Annotated in this window: 18 protein-coding genes; 6 read left to right on the top strand and 12 right to left on the bottom strand. The window is 67.9% G+C overall.

Features of this window, described 5'->3' with window-relative positions:
- Positions 1 to 42: 42 nt before the first annotated feature.
- The 6 genes from OHB13_RS37285 to OHB13_RS37310 all read left to right on the top strand — a co-directional run bounded on the left by OHB13_RS37285 (position 43) and on the right by OHB13_RS37310 (position 5,664).
- Complete coding sequence (locus tag OHB13_RS37285) at positions 43 to 951, top strand: TetR/AcrR family transcriptional regulator C-terminal domain-containing protein (protein WP_328380174.1); 909 nt, start codon at positions 43 to 45, stop codon at positions 949 to 951.
- 120 nt (positions 952 to 1,071) lie between these two features.
- Positions 1,072 to 2,025, top strand: a complete 954-nt coding sequence (locus OHB13_RS37290) for an IS481 family transposase (RefSeq protein WP_328380123.1) — start codon at positions 1,072 to 1,074, stop codon at positions 2,023 to 2,025.
- Between the two features lie 728 nt (positions 2,026 to 2,753).
- A complete protein-coding gene (locus OHB13_RS37295) occupies positions 2,754 to 2,951 on the top strand; it encodes a hypothetical protein (protein ID WP_328380175.1) in 198 nt (65 codons plus the stop codon).
- 801 nt (positions 2,952 to 3,752) lie between these two features.
- Entirely contained in the window at positions 3,753 to 4,409 is a 657-nt protein-coding gene (locus OHB13_RS37300) for a hypothetical protein (RefSeq protein WP_328380176.1), read from the top strand.
- A gap of 411 nt (positions 4,410 to 4,820) precedes the next feature.
- A complete protein-coding gene (locus OHB13_RS37305) occupies positions 4,821 to 5,081 on the top strand; it encodes a hypothetical protein (protein WP_328380177.1) in 261 nt (86 codons plus the stop codon).
- Between the two features lie 472 nt (positions 5,082 to 5,553).
- Complete coding sequence (locus OHB13_RS37310) at positions 5,554 to 5,664, top strand: hypothetical protein (RefSeq protein WP_328380178.1); 111 nt, start codon at positions 5,554 to 5,556, stop codon at positions 5,662 to 5,664.
- A 67-nt stretch (positions 5,665 to 5,731) separates the two neighbouring features.
- On the opposite strand, the gene OHB13_RS37315 is transcribed toward OHB13_RS37310, so the two are convergent.
- From OHB13_RS37315 to OHB13_RS37370, 12 genes are all read right to left on the bottom strand, one after another.
- Positions 5,732 to 7,651 carry a hypothetical protein gene (locus OHB13_RS37315; protein ID WP_328380179.1) on the bottom strand — a complete coding sequence of 640 codons (1,920 nt, stop codon included), beginning with the start codon at positions 7,649 to 7,651 and terminating at the stop codon, positions 5,732 to 5,734.
- On the bottom strand, positions 7,648 to 8,229 hold the full coding sequence (locus tag OHB13_RS37320; protein WP_328380180.1) for a hypothetical protein: 582 nt from the start codon (positions 8,227 to 8,229) through the stop codon (positions 7,648 to 7,650). The genes OHB13_RS37315 and OHB13_RS37320 overlap by 4 nt, the downstream gene beginning before the upstream one ends.
- Positions 8,219 to 9,319 carry a dsDNA nuclease domain-containing protein gene (locus OHB13_RS37325; RefSeq protein ID WP_327372368.1) on the bottom strand — a complete coding sequence of 367 codons (1,101 nt, stop codon included), beginning with the start codon at positions 9,317 to 9,319 and terminating at the stop codon, positions 8,219 to 8,221. Before OHB13_RS37325 ends, OHB13_RS37320 begins: the two co-directional genes overlap by 11 nt.
- A 315-nt stretch (positions 9,320 to 9,634) precedes the next feature.
- A complete protein-coding gene (locus tag OHB13_RS38865; protein ID WP_443062988.1) occupies positions 9,635 to 9,820 on the bottom strand; it encodes a helicase associated domain-containing protein in 186 nt (61 codons plus the stop codon).
- 401 nt (positions 9,821 to 10,221) lie between these two features.
- On the bottom strand, positions 10,222 to 10,395 hold the full coding sequence (locus OHB13_RS37335) for a hypothetical protein (RefSeq protein WP_328374580.1): 174 nt from the start codon (positions 10,393 to 10,395) through the stop codon (positions 10,222 to 10,224).
- Positions 10,396 to 10,469: 74 nt separating this feature from the next.
- Positions 10,470 to 11,177 (bottom strand): TniQ family protein, encoded by a 708-nt coding sequence (locus OHB13_RS37340; RefSeq protein WP_328374578.1) that lies wholly within the window; start codon positions 11,175 to 11,177, stop codon positions 10,470 to 10,472.
- Positions 11,174 to 12,160 carry an ATP-binding protein gene (locus tag OHB13_RS37345; RefSeq protein ID WP_328374576.1) on the bottom strand — a complete coding sequence of 329 codons (987 nt, stop codon included), beginning with the start codon at positions 12,158 to 12,160 and terminating at the stop codon, positions 11,174 to 11,176. The genes OHB13_RS37340 and OHB13_RS37345 overlap by 4 nt, the downstream gene beginning before the upstream one ends.
- 113 nt (positions 12,161 to 12,273) lie before the next feature.
- The gene (locus OHB13_RS37350) at positions 12,274 to 14,400 is read right to left on the bottom strand and encodes a transposase (RefSeq protein WP_328374574.1); all 2,127 of its coding nucleotides are present in this window, start codon (positions 14,398 to 14,400) and stop codon (positions 12,274 to 12,276) included.
- Between the two features lie 13 nt (positions 14,401 to 14,413).
- The gene (locus OHB13_RS37355) at positions 14,414 to 15,268 is read right to left on the bottom strand and encodes a TnsA-like heteromeric transposase endonuclease subunit (protein WP_328380181.1); all 855 of its coding nucleotides are present in this window, start codon (positions 15,266 to 15,268) and stop codon (positions 14,414 to 14,416) included.
- 102 nt (positions 15,269 to 15,370) lie between these two features.
- Positions 15,371 to 17,761: a helicase associated domain-containing protein gene (locus OHB13_RS37360; RefSeq protein WP_328374572.1), complete on the bottom strand. Its 2,391-nt coding sequence runs from the start codon at positions 17,759 to 17,761 to the stop codon at positions 15,371 to 15,373.
- Positions 17,762 to 17,777: 16 nt separating this feature from the next.
- Positions 17,778 to 20,447, bottom strand: a complete 2,670-nt coding sequence (locus tag OHB13_RS37365; RefSeq protein ID WP_328374570.1) for a DEAD/DEAH box helicase — start codon at positions 20,445 to 20,447, stop codon at positions 17,778 to 17,780.
- A gap of 36 nt (positions 20,448 to 20,483) precedes the next feature.
- Positions 20,484 to 21,110, bottom strand: coding sequence for a hypothetical protein (locus OHB13_RS37370; RefSeq protein ID WP_328374568.1), 627 nt, complete (start codon positions 21,108 to 21,110; stop codon positions 20,484 to 20,486).
- Positions 21,111 to 21,581 lie beyond the last annotated feature (471 nt).

The following is a 21,581-nucleotide window of genomic DNA, read 5'->3' on the forward strand; positions in this document are numbered from 1 at the left end:
AGCAGTATCAATGCCGTGTGAGTGCACTAGTACAGTGCGGTCATGACTGTGGAACCGCCCTACCTCCGCATCGCTGGCGACATCCGTCGGCTCATTGCCTCGGGTGAGCTTGAGCCCGGTGCCCGTATCCCTTCCACCCGGCGCATCACCCAGGAGTGGGGCGTCGCCATGGCGACCGCGACGAAGGCGCTCGCCACCCTGAGCCAGGAGGGGCTGGTGCGGGCCGTGCCCGGCGTCGGCACCGTGGTCGCCGAGTCAGGACGAGAACGGCCCCCGGCTCCGCACCACGGACTCACCCGGGATCGCATCATCCGCACCGCGATCGCCCTCGTCGACGCCGAAGGGCTCGCCGCGCTCTCCATGCGCCGAGTCGCAACCAAGTTCAGGGTTTCCACCATGGCGCTCTACCGCCACGTCCCGAGCAAGGGCGAGCTCGTACGGCTGATGTCGGAGACGGTGTTCAACGGAGAACCGCCGGGGTCGCGACCGGCCGGCTGGCGCGCACAACTGGAACGGGAGGCCCGCTGGCTGTGGGGCCTGTACCGGCGCCATCCTTGGCTGGCACGAGCCATGGCCGCCCTCACCCGGCCGATGGCCTCACCCCACGGGATGCGGTACACCGAGCGGGTCCTCAGCGCCCTGACCGGACTGGGGCTGACACCGACCCAGATCCTCCACGTCCACCTCGCGCTCCTCGGGTACGCCCAGGGGGTCGCGGCGGCCGTCGAGCTGGAGTCGCAAGCACGGCAGGACACCGGCATGACTCCGGAGGAGTGGATGGCCTCCAACGAACCGCGGATGGAGACGATCCAGACCGCCGGGTCCTATCCGATCCTGTCCACTCTCTTCGACCAGGAGGATCCCGGCCTCGAACTCGACGCTCTCTTCGAGTTCGGGCTCGCACGGATGCTGGACGGAGTCGAGTCGCTCATCGGGCAATCCGGAGGCTAGGTGTTCTGTCCACGGAGGTTGGGTGCGGTGACAGTGATCACCGTCTGGGGATCTTGAACGAGTGAGGGCCTTCCGGGTTCGGTGTGGATTGCGACGTCTACACCAGCCCGAAAGGCCCTCATGCCTCACCGTAATGCACCTCTGACCGAGACCGGACGCCTGCGGCTGGCCCGCTGTGTGGTTGATGACGGATGGCCTCTGCGCCGGGCAGCGGAGCGGTTCCAGGTATCACCGACCACAGCCCAGCGGTGGGCCGGGCGCTATCGCCGGCTCGGCGAAGCGGGGATGAGCGACCGTTCCAGCCGCCCCCACCACAGCCCTCGACGCACGCCGACCCGGACCGAACGCCGGATCATCAAAGTCCGCCTCGCGAGGCGGTGGGGACCGGCCCGCATCGCACACCTGCTGGGCCTGGTGCCATCCACCGTGCACCGGGTGCTGGTTCGCTTTGGCTTGGCCCGGCTCAGCCATCTCGATCGGGTCACCGGCCGTGTCATACGCCGCTACGAACGCGACCGGCCCGGCGAACTCGTGCACGTGGACATCAAGAAGCTTGGCAACATTCCCGACGGGGGCGGTCACAAGGCCCTGGGCCGCCAGGCAGGCCGCAAGACCCGCTCCGGGGCCGGTTACAGCTATATCCATACCGCCGTCGACGACCACTCCCGTCTGGCTTACAGCGAGATCCACACGGACGAGAAGAAAGAGACCGCCACCGCGTTCTGGCAGCGGGCCCAGACCTTCTTCACCCACTGCGGGATCACCGTCGAACGGGTCCTGACCGACAACGGGGCGTGCTACAAGTCCTACCTCTGGCGCGAGACCCTGGCAAAGGCCGGGATCACCCACAAGCGCACCCGGCCCTACCGACCGCAGACCAACGGCAAGGTCGAACGACTCAACCGCACCCTGCTCGACGAGTGGGCCTACGCAAAGCCCTACCGCTCAGAGCAGGAACGACGTGACGCATTCCCCCGCTGGCTGCACTCCTACAATCACCACCGCGGACACACCGCGCTTAAGGGCCAACCACCCGCCAGCCGCGTCCCCAACCTCACGGGTGAATACAGCTAGGGCTACTGGGCTCGCACCTGGAGTTCGTCACGTCCGGGCCTTGGCTGGTACGGCCTCAGGGATGCGCGGCTTGGGCGAAGTGCAGGACGACGGCTTTGGCTCCGGCCGCGACTTCGTCCGACAGGTCACCGCTGCGCGGGTCGGTGGGATGGTTCTTCACCCAGATCATGGAGAACTTGATGATCTGGTCGATGTCGCTGGGACGCAGCAGGATCGCGTCGCCGGCGTGGAGCGGTTCGGGCTGGCGGTGCTGCCACAGCCGGTAGAAGCGGGCCCTCGGCGTCGTTGAATCCCAGGTGCCGGTCGCCGTGGGGGTTGATCAGGTGGATGGTGAAGGGCAGATCGTTCGGGCCCGGCTGCCAGGGCTGTTCCTGCTGGCTCAACGTGTCCTCCGTCGGTACTCGGTGACCACAACGATGCCGAGTCTCTCAGCGGCTGGCGGGGGCGGTCCGGGCTTCCGGCCACTTCGTTCCGCTGGGGCCTGTGGGTACGCAACGGGTCAGCGGCGCCCGATCGTGCCGCGGACGAGGACGAGGGAGTCACGCAGAACGCGGCGGCGTTGCAGGCGACGATCAGGGTGAGGAACAGCCAGTAGGTGAAGCCATGGCCGTCGGAAGCGGCGGCGAGGGACCCGTAGGTGAGGCCGACGAGGATGCCGGTGGTGGCGAACCCGGCAGCCCAGCTCAATGCGCTTGCGGCTCAGACCGCGACACCGATTCGCCGAGCTGATGACCACAGCACCGCTCCCGTTCGAACCCGAGCAGGAGTTCGTCACCCCGCCGCTCTACACGCTGAACTTGAGCGCCGCCCAGCGCTGCGTGCTCGACTGGATAGAGCGCCAGGGCGGCCTCTTCGCGTACATCACCATCCCGGTCGAAGACGCCGCGACCGTTATCGCGGGTGCGAAATGGGCGTCAGGCATGTGAGGCAAGTAGCTTCCGCGGCCCGTGCCTGACAGGTATCTCCGGGTCGTTCAGGCAAGTACGGCATGTTCGTGATGTACGTGCCGACCCTCAATCTTGGTTCGACCGAACCGAAGTCGTGTGCCGCTCGTTCTGCTGGCAGCGGGACAAGCGCCTCGACCTCGCAGTGGCTGCTGCCGTGCCCCGCCCCCCCCGCAGACACAGACGCCCGATCGACGATGGAGACCTCATGGCGGATTTCCAGGATGACCCCGTACGTGAGGCGCGCGCCCGGTACGAAGAAGCCGACGAACAGTTCAGGCACGCCCAACAGGAACACCGCCGGGCCCAGGAGGCTCTCGGCGCAGCGGAAAGCGAACACGTACGGACCGTAGAGGCCCTGTTCTCGTATAGCTGCTGCCAGGTGGCGAGTAGCTCTCTGTAATCACCCCTGACCTGCGGCGACACTATGGAGCCAGTCGCCCGATCGTTAGGCCAGGGAGGCACTTTGGGGCCCTTCAGCGCGCTGACCTGCGACTTCCTCGAGTTCGGGATTCGTGAACTCACGTACCGGGCCCTGTTCTCGTGAAGGTGCCGCCCGGGGCATGATGAGTTCGCGCGAACTGAAGGGGCTTTGGGACGAACTCATTGGTCTTCAGCCTTGTCCGGCGGCTCTGGCCCTTGGGTTCACGGGAACCGACGGCCGGTCTTGCTCTGCGGTGTGTCCGGGATCTCCCGGCAGCGGGATGCCTCGGCACAGCGGATGCGGGCGACGATCAGCTCGCTCATCGGGGAGAATCGGCCGCCATGTGGAAGAACAGAGCCATGATGCTCACCCTGCTGATGTCAAATGTCGTGCTGCTGACGCTCCTGGTCGCTACCTACATGACGTCCGAGGGTGATGTTGCGATAGGCAAGGCCGCCCCCCGAGACGCGACTGTCAACCTTCCTGAACTCAAGGATGGGGCAATCCTGGCCGCGAATCAGTGGCCGGACGCGTGCTCGTTCGTGGACCAGGAGGAGATCAAGGCGATCCTCCCTGGCGCCAAGGACATCAAACAGGAGAGCCGTCCGATCAACGCCTTGTCGATCAAGGAATTTGCTGCGGACTCCTCGTGGAAGGAGAGTGACAGGTCCGAGTCCGGCCAGTGCCTCTACAGCATGCGCCTTCCGGGCGAGACCTACGCCGCTACCCTGTTCTGGTTCCGGATCGAGGCCGTGGCCGACCCCAAGTTGATTGTCAGCTACGTCGATCGTGCCGCGCTGGGAATCAATACCAACCAGGGTGCGGGGGGTGCGGATCGCTGTGCCATCACCGGGCTCCAAGAGGGCAGTTGGAACTGTCGCAAAGGCCCGCTGCTGTTCACCGTAGGCGGGCAGACCACCGTGACTTTCAAGGGCACGCCGGCCCCAGCACCTTTCGTCTGGCGGGACGATGTGCTCCCTGAGTTCGTCCGGACCATCGCCGCGAAGATCAAATAGCTTCCCCAGGAGCGGCAGAAACTACGTTCATCTGCGCGGGCCCGGAGTCGCCGAGCACAAGACCAGTCACCTCTGTGCGGCGATTGGTCGGCCCACGGACGAGGTCGACGGCTGCCGGTCCCGCCCGGCCATCGCCCCGCGCAGGAAGCGTCATCGCCGCCGGGCCGGGTCGCGGGCGGCCTGCCGGCGCCTGATGCTTGCGAGGGCCTCTTGCGACTGCCAGTGCCGCCGGCCCGAGCCTCCTCGCCTTCGCTCAGACCGCAGGCCGGTCGGGCGACATGAGAAAGCTTCAAGAATCCAGAAGTTCCGTCACCGGACGGAAGAGCGCCCAACGGAGGAAGAAGCCCCTGGCCACAGGGGCAAGCTCTCAGCAGACCTCAGAGGAACGTGCGGGATGTCGCACAAGAAGCGGTGAATGAGACCAAGGCCGCGATCGCCGTCCTCCAAGCACAGAAGGCACAGGCCGAAGACGCCACTGACAGCGCTGCTCGACACGTGGCAGTCATCGGACGCATTCGCTTGGCGCTGCCCGCGCTGCACAAACTGTGGGAGCGGTATCCCGATCTGCCGCCGGCGGAGAAGTTCGCCTCAGCCGGCATGACCCTGACCGATGTCGGTCTGCTTGACGGCGACCTGGAGATTCTGGCCTCCGTCCCCCGCAGTACGACATGAGCTCGCGTTCATCTATCGACCGTTGAGGAGCGGCAGGTCCCTGCCGTCGCCTCGGTGGACCGCCTCACCGCAGAGGCTGGCCGGGCCGTCCTCGCGGAGAACTACGCGGCCTACGTCGCCGAGTACGGCGAGGACGCGTAGGGGTACTGCTCGCCGAACAGGCGTCCAGGAAGTGGTTCAGTCGAACCACTTCCTGGACGCTACCTGCCTAACTTGCCTGACGGTGAGTCGTGCCACCTGACCTGCGTGAAGTGCCTGCGAACCCTAGATAACCACGGGGGGGGGTGTGTACGCGGTTCCCCTGTCCGCCCGCATCTGGTGGCACCCCTTCTGGAACACCCAAACACCCAACCGCCCGCCAGGCAGGCAGACCGGACCGAGCTGCGCCCGTCAGGCCCGCGGTGACCGTCGCGCAGCGAGGGCGGCATGAGTGCCGGCGCCCCGACCGATCGGCAGGTCCAGATTCTGCGGGGTGATCAGAAACTGGATCGCGGATCACGGCGAAGGGCCCTCGATCCGCCAGATCGGAGAACGGGTCGGCCTGTCCAGCAGCAGCTCGGTCGCCTGGAGGACCGTGACCTGATCAGCCGCACCGGGCGCCGTTGGCGCTCCTGTCAGCTCGGCACCTGACGGGCGCCCTCCCACCCTGGTTACGGGGTGTCGTACACCTGCAGCATCGGGATCTCGCGGATTGTGTGCTGGGCACTCGGTGGCCGCAGCGTCTGGGTGCTGATGATCTGTGTGCCGCTGGCGTGGGCGGCTTCGGCCAGCTCTGTGAGCGCCTGGTGCACCACGCTAGCGGCGATGCCTTGTTGGTAGGGGTTGTCGAGTAGGAGCAGGCCGGGGAAGGCACATTCCTCGTCAAGGTCCGCTTCGAGGAAGAGGGTGGCGTAGCTGTAGGCCAGGAAGAAGAGAACCTTTGCCTCTGCGCCCAGCCCTTGATCCCATGGCTTTGAGCCGACATAGAAGGTGAGGTCGGTGTCCCTGATGGAGACTTGTCCGGCCACCCATAGCGTGTCCCTGTAGCGGGCGAGAAAGCCGTTCATGCGATCGGCGAAGATGGAGCAGCGATCCATGGGACTCAGCCCGGACGCCGTTGAGTTTGCCTGTTCCTTCTCGATCCGTTCAACCAGCTGCTGCGCGGAAAGCACGCTGCGATGCGCATCGGTACGCCGTTGGAAGATCTCTTCCATCGCGGGGAAGGCCGTCAGCTTGTGTTCCAGCTGCGCGATCTGCGCGGCGAGACCTTCCAGCGTGGCCATGAAGGGGGCGAGTTCCGCCGCGCGACGCTGGTTGAGTTCTTGGGCTAGTTGAGCTTGCTGCACGTGCAAGTGCTGCTGATGGGTTCGCGCGGAATCCAGGTCGTCCTGGGAGCGCGCGATGACGTCATCTAGATCGGCCAGCTCTGACTTCAGGGACCTGATCTCCACCTGTGCTCTGCGTTGACGCTTGTCGTCGTCCACGGGCTGGAAGCAGAGGTAGCAGGCATCCTCGTCGTGGTCGCGGTGCGGGTCGACGTTCTGCTCGCACGCTGGGCACAGCCGGACCGGGAGAGTGTCGAACACCTCGATGGAGGTCGCCAGGCGCTCCATGCGGCTTACCTCCGCGGTGACCGTTCGAGCTGAGCGCTGGTGCTCTTCAAGGAGATGCCCAAGATTGGCCATCTCCTCGGTTGCTTGACGGAGGCGGGTGGTGACGTTGCTGTACGTGTCCGTCAGAGAGGGGTCGTACCCGGCAGGGGAGCCGGCCACAGGGGTCCCGGCGGTGAGGCCCTGAATCTCGTCCGTCAGGAGTCGGCGGCGCTCGTACACGGCATCGAGTTCGCGGCGGAGTTCTCTCCGGGCGCCGGCAACCTCTTCGGTGGAGCGGACGAGGGGGAGGCCCAGGTTCTGGGATATCGCTGTGACGGCCTGGAGCGTGCTTTCGCGGACCTCTCGGTCGACGGCCTCGGCTTCGTTCAGGCGCCGCTTTGCCCGGGCGAGATCGAAGTCCCTGTTCGCTTGAGCAGTCCGTGACCGGGCGAAGCCCAAGAGCTGACTAACGACGGCTCGCCGCATGAACTCCTGCTCCTTGTCGGCGAAGCTGGTCCAGGAGTCCTCGTTCCGATAGAAGTGCCGCAGGGGGTTGCGGAAAGACAGAGGGGTCTGCTCGGTGGCTGAGGTCGGGTGGAGGCCCTTGGGGATGAGCAGGTTGGGCCAGCCCAGTTCGTTCAGGATCCAGTCTGAGAAGTCGGCGGCTGCGATCTCGCCGCCGTTGATGCCGATCTTGCCCATTCGCCCATGAGTGAAGTACCTCGTGAGTTTGTACGGCCGACCATCGACCCGACGATCCGTACTGACCTCGACGTGCTCACTCGCGACGGCGCCCTTGAGGGCATCGGCGGGGCTTCCCCGGTCGCCCAGGCAGTAATCGATCACTTTGAGGGTCGTGGTCTTCGAGCTGTTCCGGACACCGGTGAGGATGTTGAGTTTGCCCGACTCGAAGACGTACTCGTCCAGCTCGCCGCTGTGATGGACCAAGGAGACCTTCTCGATCCGCAGGCCGCGCTCGGATGTACGGGGCTCACTCATGGTCGGATCTCCTGATGGAACGTCGCGTTGCCGACCTCGTCCGGGAACAGGTCGTAGATGAGTTCTTTCAGATCGGTGCCCGACATCGTCGCCAAGTTGCCCTGCATGGCTTCACAGCGGCCCACCAAGGGCTCGAATTCATCCATTGCCGCGAAGCGTGCTGCTGCGGCCTTGCCGGCCGCAGTGAGCTTCACGCGCTCGGGGGTGTAGGACACGGTGATGGAGACCAGACCGCGCGCGGAGAGGAAGGAAAGGAACTGGCGGTACCGGTGGTCCCAAGGACCGTATCGGTAGCGCACCATCGGCGCCTCGATCTCGGCAGCGTCCGAGGCGACGTACCTGCCTTGCCGGTCATTCATCCCTGGCAAGGCGGCGTGGGCTCGCTCAAGGAACCCCGGGTAGCGCAGAAAGAAGTCCAGCTTCGCGAACTTCGTCCGCCCCGCGATGTACGGACCAGGGCTCTCTCCGCACAGGTGGATGAGGAGCAGCAGCCGGGAGGCGTGGAAGTCGACCGAGTCATCGGGATCCCAGGCCCTGTGAGCGGGCGGCACGGCCTGCCTGCCGATCTTATGAGGCATCTTCGTACCTGTTCTGGCAGCGCGCAGTGATGTCACTCAGTACCGCCACGGCCTGGCTGAAGTCCACTTCTCCGGACTGCACCTCCGGGAGCTGGACGACCGCCTCCAGGATGGCCGCGTATGCCAGGGGACCAGTAGCGATGGAGCCGCCACGCCTTCGAGCCGAGGTCAGCTGACAGATGGCGTAGACCTTGTCTGCGAAGGCAGCAAGGCGTTGACGGCCAAGCCCTACGGTGCTGCGCTGGGCCTGGCGGAAGGCGAGCATCGACTCATGCTGGCGCTCAGCCTCGGCCTCAAGTACGCCAGCAGGACGAAGCTTCTGTTGGAGGGTCATCAGGCGCTCGGTGGAGCCGTCACTGCGCAAGCCGGTGACCTTGCGGATACAGCCGTCCAGGATGGCTCGGAAGTCCTCAGCGGAGTGGCTTCGTGGGCGTAGCTCGGCTGCGCTTCGCGCGATGTACTGGGCCAGCCCGCTCAGCACCTCGTCGACCTCAGTCACCAAGGGCTCCTGCCCGAGGTAGTCCTTGATCAACGGGACCAAGCGCCGGTGAGCCTCGCTCTCGACGTGCTCCGTGGTGCGGGCTGTGATGAGGACATCCAGGCGATCGACGCACCATCCGACGTCCCGGCCGTCTCGCAAGCTCAGCCCCGCGAGCTTCCCGACCACCTTGGTGTGGGTCTCGCTGCTCACCGGCTCACGCTTGTCACCGCGCTCGCAGGCGAAGGGGTATAGGTCCGCGAAGGGTGTCTCGTTCACGATGAGGGTGAACCGCGTGCCCTCGGGTAGCGGTTTTCCCATGAACAGCTTGCCGAGGTAGCTCGACTCCGCTGTTCTGTTCGCTTCCTTCTTGGACATGTCGGGACGGCAGACGTCGGCGATGCTGTGGCGCTTTCCCGGACCTTCTACCGTCTTCACCTGACGGTAGAAAGGCACGTCTCCGCGAAGGCAGAGGATGTCCTCCAAATCCTCCCAGGAGACTTCCGTCCAGTGGCCATCCAGCATGTCGAGACAGTCCAGAAGGGTGACCGCGTCCTGGTAGAGGAAGCCGCGCCGACTCCGGCGCCCCCCATCAGCAGGTGCAAGCGTCACCGGCGCTCCTGCTGCGTCGCCGACCGGCCATAACCGCAGAAGCGATGCAAGTTCCTATTCGCACGGTGCCCCCCACTACGTATGGAGAGTGCAGTAGATCACCCAGCGAATACGGATCGCAACGATCCGTTCGGGTAGATCCGTACGGTGCGAAGTGCCCAGCGCGGCGCACCATCACACATATCCGACAACTGCGCTTGGTCTCGCAGGCCGCCAAGGCTGCGCCGTGCCCGGAGCCACGAGACTCTTGGGTCACGACGTTCCGGAGCCTCCACTTCGCTGATCTCCCAACTCAACGACGGGCGACGTGGCGTGTCACGCCCAGTCCACGCCCAGCGCCGTGAGGGCGGAGAGCTGATCGGCGGTGAGCTTGTCGCGCCTCGATTTGGTGTTCGATACCCATACGCCCAGCTTCACGGTCACCGGCACCGTCTCGCCGTCCACCGTGATCGGCTCACCGTGCCGCCGCGGCACTGGCCGGTCCGCGCCTTCCCGCTCCACCCACTGCGTCAGGGCAGCCAGGCCTCGTTGGAGCGCCTGCTCCGCTTTGCCCGGGCCCCCTTCGCCGCACCGACCGCCGTCGGGGCGGGAGACGGGGCCACAGGGGCGTTGATGCCCAGCGCGGACAGCCGCTCTCGCTGCTGTGACGGAGTAGTGATCTTCAGGGGGTTGGGCTGTTCTGGTCTGGTGTTCCGTCTTTTGGGGTGGGATTCGGGACGGCTGAAGCGGTTGGGTTCGGGCGTGATGGGCCGGGGCTGGTGAGTGTGTTCGGTTTGGTTGTTCGGGCTCTTGGCCTGTGGTCCGGTAGTTGTGTGGGATTGATCTTGGTTTTCTTGTAGGTGTGGTGGCACGCCCGTAGGTGGCCGTACCAATGCGCCGGGGTGGATGGGGACTTGTGCTGGTCAGTGGCGTGTGTGGGTGAGGAAGGCCCGGAGGGGATCGTTCGCGTTGCTGGCCAGGCGGGGCAGTCCGAGTCGGTGGGCGATGAGGTTGAGGGCCTTGCCGGTGTCGCGGTGTGGCCGGTTCGGGAGGGCGGCGAGTGCGCGGGCGAGGGTGACGGTTTCCGGGTAGGTCACCAGGTCGCGGGTCAGCAGGGCGGGGGAGGCGTTGCCTGTGGTGGTCAGGTGGGGGTTGGCCTTGCAGAGCCGGGTCAGGCGGGTGTGCCAGCGGTGGGTGAGGTGTTGCTGGTGGTCGTACCAGCGGGTGGTGATGGCGCGTGCTGCGGTCCAGGCGGTGGCAGCTCGGGGGTGTCGTAGCAGGCGCTGGTGGGGGCGCGATGTGCGGCGGCGAGTTCGGGCACGCCCTGGATACGGACGCTGGTGGCGAGTCGTGGGTCGGGGGCGGCTTGGTGGTGGCGTGGGCACACCAGCCGGTGCGGCGGCCGATGAACCCAGGCGGTGTCGGTGGTGCCGTGGCTGCGGTGGCGGGTGCACAGGGCGCAGGCGCGGACGGGCTGCTGCTCGGCATCGAGCCGCTTCCAGCGCGCGGCGGCAGCGATGTGGTGGGCGTCGTCGGTGGGTACGAGGCGGGGCAGGGCGCGCGTCAGGTGGGGGAGTGGCGTGCGGGTCAGGACGGCGAGGTGCTGGGTCGCGGTGTGGTTGAGGTGGAGTTCGGCTGCGGGTGGCGTGCCGTGGCGATGGAGGGTGATGTTGGCGCCGTCGAGGAGCTGGGGCAAGGTCAGCTGGTAGGTGTCGGCGAGGCGTTGGGTGTAGGAGGCGGTTGCTTCGCCGGGCAGTGGCCGTACACGGGAGACGCCCGGTGCGGCTGACGGGATCCGCAGCCATGTCCCTGCGGCGACGATGCGCTGTGCAGCAGCGGCCCCTGCCGCGGCGCGGGTTGTGACGTCTGTCCGGCTCACGACGTGCTGGTGTTCCGGCTTCGCGGCCGGGTGCGGGGTTGGTGGTGCTGTTCGGCGAGGTGGTCGAGGCGGATGGCGTCGAGGGTGGTTTTGGTGATGCGTTCGGTGCCGTCGATGAGGGCGGTGATGGCTGCTTGGCGGATGAGGCGGGCGAGGCTGCCGATGCGGCCGGCGGTGCGCTCGTGCAGGTACGGGGCCAGCCGGGGGAGGGTTCCGGGCCGGTGATGGCGCAGATCCAGTGCGGTTTCCATGGCGGTGATGAGGTCGCGGAAGGGTTCTTCGTCGCCGAGGCGGGCGGGGAAGGGGTCGCAGTCGATGAGGGAGGCGCGTCCGGCGAGCTGGGCGCCGCGTACGCCGGTGAACAGGGGCGTGGTGGTGACGTCGATGCCGGCATAGACGAAGGTGGCGCCGATGCGTTCAGTGAGATCTTTGATCAGGTCGGCGCTCTGGGCGCCGGTGGTGGTGCGGGGGTTGAGCCGGTGGATCTCGTCGATCATCACCAGCTGGACTTTGGCGGCGGTGTAGGTGTGGCAGACAGCGTTCGTGATCTGGGTCTGGGACATGCCTGTGGTGACGGGGATGCCGAGGTAGCGGGCGAATTCGATGGCGAGGGTCTTGGCGCTGGCGGCGGGCGGGACCAGGACGTAGGCGACGGGGGCTTGTCCGGCTGCTGCCGTGGCGCCGTGGCGGCGGATGTGGGCGAGGTGGCAGGCGCGGCCGACCTGGAGCAGGGCGGTGGTTTTCCCGGCGCCGGCGGGACCGGTGACGATGAGGGAGGGCCGGGCAGTGACGGTCTGGTGGCGGCCGAGGATCATCAGGGTGCGCACGTTCTTGGCGAGGGCGTCGATGGCGGGGGTGCGCACGGTGACGAACCGCGAGTGGTAGGCCAGGCGTTCCTCGAGGCTGCGGTGCGGTGTGCCGGGTGGGGGAGGAGCTGCCACGGGTGTGGTGGCGAAGGCCTGGAAGCCGTCCCAGGTGGTCACCGCCTGTGGCTGCGGATCAGGGGCGCCGCCGGCACTTGCCGCGGTGCCGGGATTCCGGTGCGCTGTCGACGGGCATGGGCCGGCCGGTGCACCGCTCGTGCTCGACGAGGCGTTCACCACTGCTCGGCTTCCGCTTCGGCGTCCCACAGCCCGTACCCGCCTGCCTCGGGCGGCAGCACGCTCGCGCCCTCCGGCTCGCTAACGTCGGTCTCGTCGGCCGCGGTATCGACACTGATGAGGTCGTCCAGGCTCTCGCTCCAGTCCGGTGCCGGGGCCGGTGCGGTCTCTGCGTCGAGTGGGCGCCGTTGGCCTGGAAGATCGGGCAACTGTGCTGCCGTACCGGCGCGGGAGGCTCTCCGACGGCGGGTTTTCTGCTCGGTCTCGGCGGGGTGGCGGGTGCGGCGCAGGAGCTGGTCGAGGGCGTCGGCGAGGTCGGCCTCATGCTGCTCCCGGTCCCCGCGTTGTTCGACCTCGGCCTGGACGTGGCGCCAGATGGCGTCGTTGAAGGGCTGGTGGACGTGGTCGCGGTGGATCCAGGGGATTTCGTGGAGGTGTCCGTCGGTGAGGCGGACGAAGATCTGGCGGGCGTCGTGGGGGTTGTGGTGGACCTCCCACTTGCCGTCCTTGCTGGTGATGGGGGAGCGCTCGCTGCGGTGGGGGTCGAGGATGTCGTGGTTGTAGGTGCGGTAGTCGAGGCGGATGCCGCGTTCGGTGATGGGCTGCCAGCGCACGGGCAGCAGTTCGAGGTAGTCGGCCCCGGTCAGCGGCACAGGCACGTAGCCGCTGATGGTGATCAGTGCGGCCCACATTTGGTTCGGGGTGAGGGCGGTTTTGGGCAGGACGGGGTGGCGCAGTCCGTCGTGGGGACGGTTCTGCCAGCCGCAGGTGATCCACTCGTCGAGGAAGTCCTGCAGCTGCCCAATCGTCCAGCGGGCCTCGGCCGCGGTCTTGGAGCCGCGGCGCTGGGGGTTGGATCCGGTGTGGCCGGCGACGTGCTGGCAGAACAGGTCGTTGATCGAGCCGAAGGTCCGCTCCACCACGGCCTTGGCCTGCGGCCGTCTCGGTGGAGCGGGCTGCACGTTTACCCCGAGCGTCTCGCAGGCGGCGACGAAGCCCTGCGAGAGGTAGATCTTGCCGCGGTCGACGACAATCGTCTCGGGCACGATCACCGGCCGCGCGGCCGCGCCCTCCAGGCGCTTGTCCAGCGACAGCATCCGCTCAAAGGGCACTTCGGCCCGCGACAGGTGAAGCGAGGTGGGCCAGGTCGGCCGAGCAGGGTGGGGAACAGCCATTTCCGCCAGGAGGAGGGCGGCGTCGACGGCTTTGGTGCTGTGCGGGCGCAGGATGGCGGCCAGGATGGAGCGGGTGGCGACGTCGACGGCGATCGTCAGCTCCGGCCGGCCCAGGCTGCCGCCCTCGAGGACGGCCATGATGTCCAGACGGGTGGTGTCGATCTGCACCTGCTCCCCGGGCCGCAGCACCACCGGCGCTGCCGACGAGGCGCGGGCGGGTGCGGTGGCGGTACGCGCGGGCCGACCCGGACGATCGGCCGGGTCGGCCAGCACACTCACCAGCCGGTAGAACGACGACCGCGACGGCATCTCCACCACCCCGCGCCCGTGCGTATCCTCCAGGATCTGCCCGACCAGTACCTGCAGTCCCTTCACCGTTCCCTTCGACCGGCCCCGCTGGCGCCGCAGCGCCTCCAGCACAGCAGCCACGACCCGCTCGTCGGCATACCCCGTCGGATGACGCCCACGGGCCGGCACCGCACGCTTGTCGACCAGCCCCCACAAACCCTGCTTGCGGTAGGCGTGCCGCATCCGCTGCACCGTCGTAGGCGTCACCCGGGCGAAGCCGAGCGCTGCCAGTTCCTTCGCCTTGGCCGCGTCCCGCTGCGCCAGCGTCCACCGCTCGGGGTCGTACTCCGGCCGCATCGTCTGGGCGTCACGGCTGCCCGGGGCATGCGGCAGCCCGGTCTCCACTTCCCGGATATGGGGCAGCCAGGCCAGCGCCCGCTGCTGGGCCGCCACCGGAACGGTCTCGAACAGTCCCCACTGCGGCACCGCGTCCGGCGCCCGCGCGCCCACTACTTCGAAGCCCGGGTCGGCGAACAACCGCCCCAGCAGCAGGCTCGTTTCGGTGCCGTCCTCCTGCAGCAGGTAGACCTGCTGGCCCTGCAAGGCGGCGACCTGCCAGGTCTGTCCCCGGTAGGCGACGTGCGCGCCGACCTCCACCACCGGCCGCGGGCTCCTACCGAGTGTGCTGCCCACTGCGCTCGCCCCTTCCTTGGCTGCCGCCGGCGCCCAGCTGCTTTTCGACGCCCCCACCAATGCGTTCTGCGTCAGAGCAGACCAGCGCCTCCTCGTGCAGCGGCTCATCAAGAGGCGTCGTCAGATGCCCGCACCACAGCGCGTGATAGACAGCCGGCAGCACTTGCAGCGGATCGCCTACTGCGGCTGCGCCGCCGGCCAGCGGCCGGGGCCCGGCGAACGCTTCGGCCAGCGTGGCCCGCAGCCCGGGCGGGCCCTGATTACGTGGGTGGCGGTAGCCGGCCAGCCACCGCAAGTTCGCCGCCACCACCGCTGGAGGTGGCTCAAGGCGCCGGTAAGCCCAGCCCACGCGGGCACACGCCGCCTCCAGGACCATCCGCGCCCGCTGCGCCCTGTCTGCCCCGGTGGTCGGGCTGGAGGGGCAGTCGGCGAGCAGGCCGGTGCCTTCGGTGTACCGGGCGAACAACTGAGGCACCCACGAGCGCACCCGCCCGTCGGGATCCCGCCACAGCAGCCGTACCGGACGTGCGGACAGGCCGGTCACGTCCGGATTCCGGTCCAGGACCATCAGCTGGGTGCGCATTGCTGCCGAACCGTGTACGACGTGCCGTCCGGTGGTCGCCGACCACCACCAGCCCGGCCCCCACCGGCGGCCCGGAACGACCGGAAACGCGGATACCGGCGCGAGGTCCTCGAACCGCACCGATGCCGTCGCCTGATCCCACGGCAACTGCGTCAACTGCCCGGCGGCCGTGACGAACGCGGCCTCGATTCCCGCACCGCCGCCCCCTGCGGTAGCCTGCTGCACCCGCCTGCCGTGCTCGTGCCCCTCCACACTCAACAGCCAAGTGCATGGGTGGCTGCTGAACGCCGTGATCTGGATCCGCCACCCGAACGGGTGAACGGCGGCCGCGACGCCGAGCTCCTGCACCCGTGGTCAGACCAGGGAGGTTCTCAGTTCCTGCAGGAGCCGCTGTTGGCCGGGCAACAAGGCGTGGCGTTGAGCGAGTTGCTCGCTGAACCAGGAGCGCAGCTTGGGCGGTGGTTCGAGGCCGGCGATGAGCAGGAGACGCAGATGGTGGTAGTCGCGCTGCCAGGCGAACGCCCACGGAGGGAACCACCACGGATCCAGAGCAGCGAGGGCCTGCATGCCCGGCCACGGAGCCGGTGTGCGGCGCGCGTGGGCTCCGGCCTCTCCGCGTTTGCTGGTGAGCCACCTTCCCAGCGGGAACCCGTTGTGCTGAACGGGGTGCGGCAGCGCCAGGTGGCCGTGAACGCCGACGTAGTCCCGGGCATGGGCCAAGCCCACGGCGAAGTCGATCCGGGCGCCGGTGGGGTGGTACCACGCGGTCTGCCTCGCTTGTGCGGCCTCGGCGGTGACGCCCATCTCCCGCAGTAGATCTTGCTGGCGGGGGTGGAGCTCTTCGAACAGGGCGCACTGCGCGTACAGCCATGATCTGGCAGACGCCCCCACCCCGGCGAAGCCATCCCCCGGCACCAGCAGCTGATTGCTGCCGCACTGCTTGCGGGCGTGGTGGTAGGCGCGTTGCCATGCCATGGGCCACGGCGGGTTCCACCACGGGTCGATGGCGGACAGTGCACGGCTCCGGTCGGTTTCCTTCTCCGCCATACGGGCCCGGCTGCGTTGGCTCATCAGCCACTGCCCAAGAGGAAAACCGTCCTGCCGCGTGCTCTTGGACGTGGCGAGGTGGCCGTGGACGGCGGCAAAGGCTCGGGCGTAGTCCAGGCCGGCCGCGAAGGCCTGAGCAAGGCTGTTACGGCGAGGGCGTGCTGAGCGGGCGTGCGCGGGCCGGATTCCGAGATCTGCGAGCAGGCGTTGCTGGCCCACGTGGAGGTCGTCGTACCGGGAACACTGCTCATGGAGCCACTCGCCCAAGGCGAGGCTGGTGCCGGGGAATCCTGCCGTGGCGTCAACGAGGCCATGCTTTTGAACGTGTACCAGGGCGCGGTGGTACGTCCGTCGCCAGGAGATGGGCCAGGGACCATTCCACCAGGGATCGATGCGATGCAACGCCTGCGCCCGCTCGATGGGGAGCGCTGCTACTCCGGTTCTCTGATTGGCCAGCCACGGCCCCAGAGCAAAACCCTCGTGACGGCCGTACTTGGGAACAGCGAGATGCCCGTGACGCGCCGCGTAGGAACGGGCGTGTGCCAAGCCGACCTGATACGCCTGCTCTGCACGGGACTGCCTTCCTCCTACCGGAGCACTGCCGACGTGCTGGAGGCGCAACTCCCGCAGCTGCGCCGCAAGCCCACGAGGCCGGTGCGCGACCGGAACCGCCCACACCTCTTCCTCGGACACTGCTCCGCGCTCCCGCCGCACACACGCCCGCACCCAGGCGAACAAGGCTCCTGCACTGGAGGAGGCAAGCTGTTCCACCAGCCACGGGCGGCCCAGACGGCGAGCCAGCTCGGTCAGCAGACGGGGAACCTCGGCCAACGTGTGCGGCATCTGACCGTGCGTGTCCTCTAATACGCGTTGTCGCCACAACCGGTCACATAGAACCGTCGTGACCGCGACAGCCTCGGGATACGTCACCACGTCCCGGGCGAGCACCGCCACCTCACCCTCGGGGAGATCGGCACAGACACGACCAAGACGCGCCGGCCAGATCACTTCGTCCCGCCGGCCCGCGTCCCACCAGGAGGCAACGACCGCCTGGGCCACGGCAAAAGCGCTCTCGCACGAGCCCCTACGGCGCAGCATCGGCAGAAGGCGCTCGTGCGCACGTATCACCTCCGGTAGCCCGGAGAGGCTCACCTGGCCTTCGACCAGCGTGGCTCTGTCCAGCGCCAGTGAGTCGAGGGACCAGCACTGGTGCCTGATGCAGATCCTTGAACGCAGGTCGCAGTACAGACGGACAGACCAGGGAGCGCCTGTCCGGGCCGCCGTACACAGACGGCATCCCAGCATGACGGCAGGAACTGTGCTGCCGGAGGCGAAGCGCACGTTCGGCTGGTCACCGTTCGCCTTCGCGTCAGCGCCCCCATCCCAGGAAGGCAGCGCGCGGGACAGATGCGACTCCGGCACCTGGCAGAAGGAAGCCAGCCGGCGCCGCACCGCGGACGCCAGGAACAACTCGCCGACGAGACAGCCCTCTCCCCAGACACCACGCACGCCAGGGCCCGCCATCGCAGACAACAGGCCCGTCACAGTGACGTTGTAGCGAGAGGCCAGCCGATTCACGAATGACATCGTCGTTTCACCTGCCACCGGGGCCAGCCGGACGACACCGGACACAGGCCACGAGGAAAACGAATCCGTCACTTGACACTCCACAGCTTCACCGGCGTGCGCGACCGGCATAGGGCTCCCACTGCCTCTACGCCGCCCATTCCATGCCGAGCCCCCGTAGCGCGTCCAGCTGCTCCGGGGTGAGCTTGTCGCGCCTCGCGCGGGTGTTCGATACCCACACGCCTAGCTTGACGACCACCGGCTCCGTCTCGCCGTCAACCGCGATCTCCTCAGCGTGGCTGCGGGGTACCGGCCGGTGGGCACCCTCCCGCTCTACCCACTGGGTGAGGGCTGCCAGTCCACGCTGGAACGCCTGCTGCGCTTTGCCCGGCCCCTTCGCCGCAGGCGTTGCCGCCGGGGCAGGAGACGGGGTCTCAGTGGGCTGCACCCCCAGCGTTGTCAGCCGTTCCTGCTGTTCGGCGGAGAACTGTGTCCAGGTGCTCGCTTCTCTTTGCCGCATGAGCCATCGTCCGATGTCGTCGCCCTCGAAGAGCACGCCGGGTTGGATGTCGGGCAGGTGGCCGTCGGCGTCGGCGAGGTCGGAGAGGACGCGGTAGTGCCGCTGCCAGTCGAGCGGCCAGGGGCAGTTCCAGTCCGGGTCGATCGCCGCCAGCTGCGCGGCACGCACCGCCGCTCGCTCCGGGTCCTTGCCCAGGCCGTTCTTCTGCCCCTTCCGCCGGAGGTTCGCCAGGTGCTGCCCGATGGGCACCATCGCCTCGCCCTCGCCCCAGACGGCGTCCTGCCGGGGTGCGAGGTGTCCGGTGGCTCGCCGGTAGGACCGGAACGCGGCGAGTTTGTTCTCCCACGCTTCGTCGCCGGGTTCCCACACCATCCCGGCGTCGTCGAGGAGCTCCTTGCGGTGGGGGTCGAGTTCGCCTGTGCGCTGGGCGCGGCGTTGCTGGTGCACCCACCGGCCCAGGGGGTAGTCCTTCGTCACGCCGACTGCGGTCTCGGTGTCGTACGGCACGGCGTACAGGCCGGTGATCTCGTTCTCGGTACGCCAGCGGATGAGGGCTTGGTAGCCCTCCAGCCAGACGAGGGATTCGGGCCGGATGACGCGGCAGCGGGTCAGAGCAGCGATGTTGGCGGCGTCCCGGGGAGAAGCAAAGTTGACCACGACCGAGGTGACCCGGTCGACCTCCTGCTGCGCCTCGTCGCTCGCCTCTTGCCCGTCTCCGTTCTGCGCCCCGGTCGCGGGGGTGGGGCGGACGTGGATGCGCCGCCGCTCGGCGCCGCGGGTCAGGGCGTGGGAGGCGAGCTGGTCGACCATGCGTTCCGAGTGCGAGCGCAGGGCTTGGAGGATGTCGACCAGGGGTTGGTAGCTGGCCGAGGCGATCATGTCCTTCGGGTCCTCCTCGGGCTGGAGGAAGACAGGGATGATGATCCGGGCGGTCTTGGTCGTGCCGTCCGGGTTGGGGCGCAGGGCGCGTCCGATGTTCTGAACGACGTCGACCTGGGAGCTGCGCGAGCCGACGATGCACACGGCCTCGACCCCGCGCAGTCCGGTGATATCGACCCCGACCCCGAGCGCCCGTACCGAGGAGAGGAACGCCCGGTGTACGCGTCGGTTCTGGGCGTTGATGCCGTTGGCGAACCGGTGGATCACCGCACGCCGGTGCGCGATGGGATGGTCCCCGCACAGCCAGTCCGCCCATACCCGGTCCGGAGGCACGTGACGGGCCTCCTCCAGCTCGTACAGCTCAGCATCGATCGACGACGCGGGCAGTTCCTCCGCCCCGGCCAGCGCCGCCGCGGAGGCCTCGGCGGTATACAGTTCGGCGGCCGTGCGCGGCATCTGCTCGGCGAACGCGGCCGCCTCCTCCACCCGCTGGTGGAACACCATGGTGGTGTGCAGATTCTGCTGCGCCGCGTGCTCCAGCAGCGCCGCTTGGAGCAGGGCCATGCGCCGGCCACGCAGGGTGTCCCCGGACAGGCCCAGGACCGGGTCCGGGTCGCGGATCTCCAGCACGTCGATCTCGAACCCCGCAAGGATCGAGCGTTCCACTGCCTCCGCCAGACCGAGATCAAAAATCCGGGTGCCGTAGGTGCTGGAGTCATCCTCCATCGACGCGATCACCACCTCCCGGCCGTCCCGCCCGCGCTGCGGCCGGGGCGCGGCGAGGATCCGCGGGGTGGCGGTCAGGTAGAGCCGGAAGTCGACAGGGATCCGACTGTTGTCGTGGATCGCCGCCCACGGCCGCCCCATGTCTCCGGCCGTCATGTGCCCCTCGTCCAGAATGGCCAGGTCAAACGGAGCCATCCGCTGCCCGTACAGCCGCTCCCCGCCGGCCAGAGCCGATTCCAACGGCCCAGGGACAGTCCGGCGACCAGTGACGTCGGCGGGGTCCTCGCGGTCCACGAGGGAGGCGTAGGTGGCGAACACGACCACCGGCCCGGTCCCGGCCCACAGGGCGAGCTGGATCGGGTTGGTGGTGGTGCGCACTCCGAGCTGCTCCAGGACCTCGTCCTTGTCCACCGAGCAGACTGCGACCATCGGCGCCCGGTGCCCGACCCGCCGCCAGGACTGGGCACTCTGCACGATCAGGTCCAGCGTGGGCACCATCACCAGAATCCGCCCGCCCGGGAAGTACTCCAGAGCGCATGCAGCGGTGGTGATCGTCTTGCCGGACCCGGTCGCAGACACCCCCATCGCACGCGCCCCTTCCGGAGGAACAGGCGATCTTGCAGGAAATCCAACCCAGTTACGAAAACTCAACTTCTGGTCGACCTGGTGTTCCTTGAGCGGAACCAAAAGCATTTTCAAGCCCTCCCTAATACTTGTCCCTGATGTCTTTCAGAGGGCCGCGTGCGGAGTGCAGGCCGCGCCCGAGTCATTCCAGATCGACGCATCCGCCTTGTGCCAGCCGCCGGGCTTTCCGTCTTTGAAGGGAGGCTTGTCGTCCGGGTCGTAGTGGCCGGCATTGAGTGTGCAGACGACGTAGTCCCCGTCGCTGTTCACGGTTCGCGCGGTGCACAGAGCGCCGGCCTCGCCCAGCGCCGCCAGCACCCGGCGCCACTGCGTGGTGTTCGGATGCGTGCGCGGCAGCACAGTCCCCCGGACGAACCTCTCCAGCCGAACAAGGTCCGACCGCTCACGCCGCCTCACGCCCGCCAGATGCACGGCCAGCTCAGCGGCCCCGGCCGACCTGCCGGCACGCCGGGACCAGTCACGGTCCGCGATGCCCACCAGGGCCTCGCTCACGGCCGTTACGCCTTCGTCCCAGCCGTTCTCGAAGACCGGGCCCCGGCAGGCCGGCGCCATGCCGTCCAACTCGACCACCTCGCCGGCGGCCCCGGCGACCGCTCCGGCCTCCAGGGAGGCCAGCAGGTCGTCCGCCTCAGCCGCGGGCACGCCCTGCGCCTCCAGGAGCGCGAACAGCTTCAACCGGGCGTTGGTGCCCGCCGTCTGATACTGGCTCACCCTGCGCACAGAATCGCTGCTCAGCGCGGGGCCCGTTCCGATAGATTCGCTGTGACCAGTCATCGACGGGCCGTTCCTCTCGAATATTAAGGGGTCTCTGGGCGACTGTTGGGTGTCCTATATTTTCGCCAACGGTACATGCTGCATCAATTTGATGCAGCGATACACTAGAACCCACACGAACGAGCGACCCCTCCTCCTTGCAGCCAGCCCGGCCCGCGTCAGCGGGCCTTGAGGCCCTGGAGGCGAAGCCGGAGGGGCCGTTGGGCGGGGGAGCGCAGCGGACCCGCTTGGCCAGGTTGGAGCGCAGCGGAAACCTGGCCGCGGGCGCAGCCAAGGAGGCTCGGGAGCGCAGCGGACGGGCCGTCAACCATCCCGCGCAGCGGGATGGTTGCACAGTGGCGCAGCCACTCGTTGGCGCTCACGCGGAGCGTGAGCGCAACACCAGGCGCAGCCCGGGTGTTCGCTTGC

Origin of the sequence: Streptomyces sp. NBC_00440 (genome assembly GCF_036014215.1) — a bacterium.
Lineage (GTDB): Bacteria > Actinomycetota > Actinomycetes > Streptomycetales > Streptomycetaceae > Streptomyces.